This window comes from Pseudomonas sp. 05N434 (assembly GCF_056396965.1).
The window spans coordinates 1-7,233 of record NZ_JBFTMK010000414.1 but is presented as its reverse complement, the minus strand read 5'-3'; the positions used below and the strand labels follow the sequence as shown (position 1 = coordinate 7,233).

The following is a 7,233-nucleotide window of genomic DNA, read 5'->3' as shown; positions in this document are numbered from 1 at the left end:
GAGGTGTTCATCTGGGGATTGGCGCGCAGCGCCGTTCGACGCAGTCGAACACATCGCATGTAGGTTGAAGCGAAGCCAACCGTAGGGCGATGCCCCCAGATGGATACCGGAGCGAAGGAACCCCGAGCCTTAGCGAGGGGCCGGACGCTTGGGGCGAGCGTTTTTTGCTTCCTTTTTTAGGCGCTTGTAAAAAAGGGAGTCGCCGTAAGGGCGAAACCATAAGCCGCCGTTACCGCAGAAATGGATATGTACACCACCAACAAGAACATGGTCGGCCCGAAGGCCGCCAAGATCAAACCGGTTCTTTTTTCACTCTGAACCAAGCCGCATACAACGCCGGCAAGAACAGCAACGTCAACGCCGTAGCCACAATCAGCCCGCCCATGATCGCCACCGCCATCGGCCCGAAAAACACACTGCGCGATAATGGAATCATCGCCAGCACCGCCGCCAGCGCGGTCAACACAATCGGCCGGAAACGTCGCACCGTCGCCTCGATGATCGCCTGCCAGGGCTTGAGCCCGGCAGCGATGTCCTGCTCGATCTGATCCACCAGAATCACCGAGTTACGCATGATCATCCCGGACAGCGCGATGGTCCCGAGCATGGCGACGAAACCGAACGGCTGACGGAACACCATCAGGAACAGCGTCACCCCGATCAACCCCAGCGGCGCTGTCAGAAACACCATGGCAGTGCGTGAGAAACTGCGCAGTTGCAGCATCAGCAACGTCAGCACCACCACGATGAACAGCGGCACGCCGGCCTTCACCGAGTTCTGCCCACGGGCCGAGTCTTCCACCGTACCGCCGACTTCCAGCAGATAGCCGTCCGGCAGTTCGGCGCGGATCGGATCGAGGGTCGGCATGATTTGCTGCACCAGTGTCGCCGGTTGTTCCTTGCCGTAGATGTCGGCGCGAACCGTCACGTTGGRCAGACGGTTACGGTGCCAGATGATGCCTTCTTCGAAGCCGTATTCCAGCGTGGCAATCTGCGACAGCGCCACGCTGCGACCGTTGTCGGTCGGCACGGCCAGGCTCGGCAGCAATGCCAGTTCAGTGCGCTCATGCACCGTGCCGCGCAGCAGGATCTCGATCAATTCGTTGTCTTCGCGGTACTGACTGACACTGGAGCCGGTCAGCGAGCTTCGCAGGAACCCCGAGAGGTTCGCCGTGCTCACGCCCAGCGCCCGCGCGCGATTCTGATCGACGTTCAGGTACACGACTTTGCTCGGCTCTTCCCAATCCAGATGCACGTTGGCCACGTGTGGGTTCTCGCGAACCTTGGCCGCGACTTTACGCGCCAGGGCGCGGACGTCCGCAATGTTCTCACCGGTGACCCGGAACTGCACCGGATAGCCAACCGGCGGGCCGTTTTCCAGACGCGTGACCCGCGAGCGCAGGGCCGGGAATTGTTCATTGAGGGTTTCGATCAGCCAAGTGCGCAGGGCTTCGCGGTCTTCGATGGTTTTGGCCAGGACAACAAATTGCGCAAAGCTTGCAGCCGGAAGTTGCTGGTCCAGCGGCAGGTAGAAACGCGGCGAACCGGTGCCGACATAAGCCACATAGTTGTCGATCCCGGCGTGATCCTTGAGCAGGCCTTCGAGACGCTTGACCTCCTCGGCGGTGTTGCTCAGGGAGGCACCTTCGGCGAGTTTCAGATCAACCATCAATTCCAGTCGCCCCGATGCCGGGAAGAACTGCTGCGGCACGAAACGGAACAGCACCACGGACGCGACGAACATCACGATGGTCAGCACGATCACCGTTTTGCGTCGGCGCACGCACCACTCCACCAGCCGTCTGACGCGCTGATAGAACGGCGTGCCGTAAGGGTCGGGTTGGCCGTCGCCAGTGCCGTGTTTGGCGGCGTGAATTTTCGCCAGGTCCGGCAGAAGTTTCTCCCCCAGATAAGGCACAAAAACCACGGCGGCCACCCACGACGCCAGTAGCGCGATGGTCACCACCTGGAAGATCGAGCGGGTGTACTCGCCGGTGCCCGATTGCGCGGTGGCGATCGGCAGGAAACCGGCGGCGGTGATCAACGTACCGGTGAGCATCGGGAACGCGGTGCTGGTCCAGGCATAGCTGGCGGCCTTGATCCGGTCGAAGCCCTGCTCCATTTTGATCGCCATCATTTCCACGGCGATGATCGCATCATCCACCAGCAAGCCCAGCGCCAGCACCAGCGCGCCGAGGGAAATCTTGTGCAGGCCTATCCCTAAGTAATACATGCAGGCGAACGTCATCGCCAACACCAACGGTATCGCCAGCGCTACGACCATGCCGGTGCGCACGCCGAGGGAGAAGAAGCTCACCAGCAACACAATCGCCAGGGCCTCCACCAGCACCTGAACGAACTCGCCCACACCGGTTTTCACCGCGGCGGGTTGATCGGAGACTTTGCGCAACTGCATGCCAGCCGGCAGGTTTTGCTGAATCCGGGCGAACTCGATTTCCAGCGCCTTGCCCAATACCAGAATATCGCCACCGTCCTTCATGGCCACCGCCAGACCGATGGCGTCTTCAGCCATGAAGCGCATGCGCGGCGCCGGTGGATCGTTGAAGCCACGACGAACGTCCGCCACATCACCGATGCGGAACGTGCGATCTGCAACGCGGATCGGGAAGTTCTTGATCTCGTCGACCGTCTTCCTTGAGCACTGCGTAATCAAAGCCCTCGCCGGTCAGGGCGTAGATGTTGCCGAACGTGGTGCCGAATTCATCGTTGAAAAACGGGCCCTGGATACCCGGTGGCAGGGTCTGGCGAATATCGCCGATCTTCTTGCGGACCTGATACCAGAGGTCCGGGATATCCACCGAATGCATGGAATCGCGCGCCATGAACGTCACCTGGGACTCGCCCGGGCGGGAGAACGAGGTGATCCGTTCGTACTCCCCGGTTTCCATCAGTTTCTTTTCAATACGCTCGGTGACCTGGCGCGAAACTTCCTCGGCCGTGGCCCCCGGCCAGTTGGTACGAATTACCATGGCCTTGAAGGTGAACGGCGGGTCTTCGCTTTGGCCAAGCTTGGTGTAGGACAACGCCCCGACCACAGCCAGCAGGAGCATCAGGAACAGTACGATCTGGCGGTTACGCAGCGCCCATTCGGATAGATTGAAACCCATCGGGGATTACTCCTTGTGCGCCAGATTGACCACGCGATTGGAGCGATCCACCGGGCGCACTTGCTGCCCGTCGTGAAGCACATGAACACCGGCCGCCACCACCCAGTCGCTGGCGTTCAGTCCCTCGAGCACCGGCACGGTTTTCTCGCCAAATGCACCGACCCGCACCGGGACTTTTTTCAAGGTGTTGTTGGCGCCGACCACCCACACGTAGGTGGCGCCGTTTTCTGCGGTGAGGGCCGACAGCGGCACTGACAACGGCACCACTTCGGCAGTCTGGATGAACACCCGGGCGCTCTGGCCGAGTTCGGCGGGAACCTTGCCGGCGGTAAAAGCGATACGGGCGGCAAAAGTGCGGGATTTGGGATCGGCGGCAGGCGACAACTCACGGATCTGCCCAGGGAAACGCTGATCGGGTTGGGTCCAGAGCTCCACCGAGACCGGCTGACCGACCTTGAAGCGGCCGAAGCTCTGCTCCGGCAGGCTGATCAACACTTCGCGCTCGCCATCGGTGGCCAGGGTAAACACGGTTTGCCCGGCCGCCACCACTTGCCCGACTTCAACCGCGCGCTTGGCCACCACGCCATCCTGCGGCGCACGCAGCACCGCGTAACTGGCCTGATTGGTCGAAACGTTGAATTCGGCTTTGATTTGCTTGAGGCGGGCCTCACCGGAGCGATAGAGGTTTTCCGCGTTGTCGTACTGCGAACGGCTGACCATCTGCCGCTCCATCAGGGTCTTGTAGCGATCACGCTCGGCGCGCACCAGGTTCAGATTGGCTTCGGCAGCCGCGACCTGGGCACGGGTGGCTTCCAGTTGCAGGCGCACGTCCTGAGGATCGAGTTCCGCCAGGGGTTGGTCAGCCTTGACCCGCTGCCCTTCTTCGACCAGTCGTCGGCTGACTTTGCCGCCAATCCGGAAGGCAAGGTCCGGCTCATAACGCGCGCGAACTTCGCCGGGATAGCTTTCCATTGCCTGGGCCGAGGGCTCTGGCTGCACCACCATGGCCGGGCGCACGCTGACCGGAGGGGCTTCTTCATGGCCACATGCCGACAATAGAAAAGCCAGACTGACCGGCAACGCGAGGGGCAAGGCAAAGCGCAGCATGGTGAACGACCTTTCGCTAATGGGGCTTGAAATAATTATACTGACCAGTATGTTATTAATAGCAAACTCACCAGTCCAGTATTAAAAGCGAAGAATGTCAGACAATCTTTCCACCCCCAGCGGTCCGGGCCGTCCCAAGGATCTGGCCAAGCGCCGGGCAATCCTCGACGCGGCGAAAATCCTGTTTTTGAGTAAGGGATACGCCAACACCAGCATGGATGCCGTAGCGACTGAGGCCGGCGTGTCGAAGCTGACGGTCTACAGCCATTTCAACGACAAGGAGACGCTGTTCTCTTCCGCTGTCGTGGCCAAATGCGAGGAGCAATTGCCTCCGCTGGTTTTTGAATTGCCGGACGGCGTCGCCGTGGAAACCGTGCTGCTGAACATCGCACACGGCTTTCATCAACTGATCAACAGCGACGAATCGGTGAACCTGCACCGGCTGATGATGACGCTGGGCAGCCAGGACCCGAAACTCGCACAGATCTTCTTCGAGGCCGGGCCGGAACGCGTGCTGCACGGCATGGAGCGTTTGCTGAGCAAGATCGATCAGAGTGGCGTGTTGAGCATCGACAAACCGCGCAATGCCGCCGAGCACTTCTTCTGCCTGCTCAAGGGCGCGGGGAATTTCCGCTTGCTGTATGGCTGCGGCGAACCGGTAACCGGGGATGCGGCCGAAGCCCATGTGCAGGAAGTGGTGGGATTGTTTATGCGGGCGTATCGGCCGGAGTCGGCCTGATAGATATTTGGCGTGATGATCGTCCCCACGCTGCGTGGGAACGATCAGTGAAGGCGACTCGATCTTAAGACTTGAGCGCTTTCTTCGGATAAATGTCATACCGGCTGGACTTGCCGTCCAGCGCATGGCTTGGCTTCGGCCCATCGATGCACGGCGCCTTGCGCGGGCGTTTGACCACCACCCGGTGGCTGGCCAGGGCTAAGGCCGCTGCGAGCAGGGCCGGCGCATCCGGATCATCGCCGACCAGCGGCCGGAACAGGCGCATTTCCTTCTTCACCAACGCGGTTTTCTCTCGATGGGGAAACATCGGGTCGAGGTAGATCACCTGCGGCGGCTCGCCTTCCCAGTTGCGCATCACCTCGATCGAATTGCCCTTGAGCAAACGCATACGCGCCACGATCGGCGCTACGTCGAAATCTTCCGCGCCGCGTGCCAGACCATCTTCAAGCAAGGCGCCGATCAGCGGCTGGCGCTCGATCAGGCTCATCTCGCAGCCCAGGCTGGCCAGCACGAACGCGTCCTTGCCCAGCCCGGCCGTGGCGTCCAGCACCCGTGGCCGCACGCCTTGGGCGATGCCGACCGCCTTGGCGATCATCTGACCGCTGCCGCCGCCGTACAACCGACGATGGGCCGCGCCACCCTCGACGAAGTCGACCCGCACCGGCCCCGGTGCATCCGGCCCCAGTTGTTGCAGTTGCAAACCCTGCTCACCCACCTGCAAGGCAAACTCGCCGTCATCCACCTGCAACGGCAAACCCAGGCGCTCGGCCCATTGCTCGGCCTGTGGCTGGAACGTCGCGCCCAAGGCTTCGACATGGATGCGGCAGGCCGCAGGTTGCTCAATCATGGGAAAACACGCTCAAAAAATTAATGATCGGCAAAAACGGCCGATAACCAAACTATCGAGCATTTTGCCAGAGCTGAGCGTCGACCGAGAAAAATGTCAGGCATTCAACGCACATCGATAGGTTACATCTCGCCCCACGGCGATTTTGGCCTGCGAAACTCCCAAGCACTGAGYGGCGTCAGTCACCTGTGGCAAGATTTTTTTGCCCAGGCCCTGGCCGATCAGTCGGGCGATGTGGTGCCGGCGTCTCTGGACTTCCCGCCGGTCGATCTCGACAGCCCGGTCGAACCGACCGTCGGCAGCGAGCTGCTGGCGCACATCATTTCCCAGCGCGAATGTGATGTGAAAGAAACCGAAGTCCGTCCGCCGGAGCCATTGTTCCTGCCGATTGCCGAGTTCGAAATGGACCTGGCCGATAAACCGTTCCCACCGTTCCCGCCGGAAGAAATCGTCGCGCAACAGAAACAGCAGGACTTCGAAAGCGGCTGGGTTCGCCCGATCGTGCTCACCGCCGGCCAACCGCTGCCCGAGCCTGGTGCCGCGCCGCAACCGCGTCCGCTGCACTTGCCAATCGCCGAGTTCGAACTCGACCTGCTGGACAAGCCATTCCCGCCGTTCTCACCGCAAGAGTTGGTGGAACAGCAGAAACAACTCGATTTCGATAACGGCTGGGCGCGCCCGATCGTTCTGCAGAACCTGCGCATCGCCGCATAACCCCTCAGCGGCCCAACCATCACGGCCCGACCTCGTCAGCCTTTGAAGAATTGATTGGCCTTCTGGAACGGCATCGACCGGGAAGTGAAGCCAAAGGTCCCGTGTTGCTGGATTTCCTCGGCCGCGCGCAAGAACTCGCCATACGCTGCCAAAGCCAGGGCTGAACCGACGCTGATGCGTTTGACGCCCATTTCGCTCAACTGCGCTACCGTCAGCTTGAGCCCGCCGGACATCAACACATTCACCGGTTTCGGTGCCACGGCGCGAACCACCGCCAAGACCTCTTCGGCATTGCGCAGGCCTGGGGCGTAAAGCACGTCCGCGCCGGCCTCGGCGAATGCCTGCAAACGGCGAATGGTGTCGTCGAGGTCAGGATTGCCGTGCAAATAGTTCTCGGCACGCGCCGTCAACGTGAAGGGGAAAGGCAAACTGCGCGCTGCTGCGACAGCGGCTTCGATACGCGCCACGGCATGCTCGAAGCAGTAGATCGGACCGTCTTCACGCCCGGTGGCATCCTCGATCGAACCGCCTACGGCACCGGCCTGAGCGGCCCGCAGAATACTTTGGGCGCACTCGGCAGGAGCGTCGGCAAAGCCGTTTTCGAGATCTACCGCGACCGGCAAATCAGTGGCCGCAACAATCGCCTCAACGTTTGCCAGGGTATCGTCGAGCGTCAGCCGTATCGTCGAGCGTCAGCC

Annotated in this window: 4 protein-coding genes and 2 pseudogenes; 2 read left to right on the top strand and 4 right to left on the bottom strand. The window is 61.3% G+C overall.

From position 1 onward, the window contains the following. Positions 1 to 292 precede the first annotated feature (292 nt). Positions 293 to 3,128: pseudogene (locus AC1DLB_RS22075) on the bottom strand (efflux RND transporter permease subunit). Positions 3,129 to 3,134: 6 nt separating this feature from the next. After that, positions 3,135 to 4,235, bottom strand: coding sequence for an efflux RND transporter periplasmic adaptor subunit (locus tag AC1DLB_RS22070; RefSeq protein ID WP_019581601.1), 1,101 nt, complete (start codon positions 4,233 to 4,235; stop codon positions 3,135 to 3,137). A 94-nt stretch (positions 4,236 to 4,329) separates the two neighbouring features. Between AC1DLB_RS22070 and AC1DLB_RS22065 the strand changes: the two genes are divergently transcribed. Further along, positions 4,330 to 4,974, top strand: a complete 645-nt coding sequence (locus tag AC1DLB_RS22065) for a TetR/AcrR family transcriptional regulator (RefSeq protein ID WP_018926667.1) — start codon at positions 4,330 to 4,332, stop codon at positions 4,972 to 4,974. Positions 4,975 to 5,038: 64 nt separating this feature from the next. Here the strand turns inward: AC1DLB_RS22065 and AC1DLB_RS22060 are convergent, their stop codons facing one another. Next, complete coding sequence (locus tag AC1DLB_RS22060; protein ID WP_477744507.1) at positions 5,039 to 5,821, bottom strand: class I SAM-dependent methyltransferase; 783 nt, start codon at positions 5,819 to 5,821, stop codon at positions 5,039 to 5,041. Between the two features lie 93 nt (positions 5,822 to 5,914). On the opposite strand from AC1DLB_RS22060, the gene AC1DLB_RS22055 reads away from it, so the two are divergent. Next, entirely contained in the window at positions 5,915 to 6,535 is a 621-nt protein-coding gene (locus AC1DLB_RS22055) for a hypothetical protein (protein ID WP_018926669.1), read from the top strand. Positions 6,536 to 6,570: 35 nt separating this feature from the next. On the opposite strand, the pseudogene AC1DLB_RS22050 reads toward AC1DLB_RS22055, so the two are convergent. After that, a pseudogene (locus tag AC1DLB_RS22050) lies at positions 6,571 to 7,212 on the bottom strand (isocitrate lyase/PEP mutase family protein); the annotation flags it as partial. Positions 7,213 to 7,233: the final 21 nt, after the last annotated feature.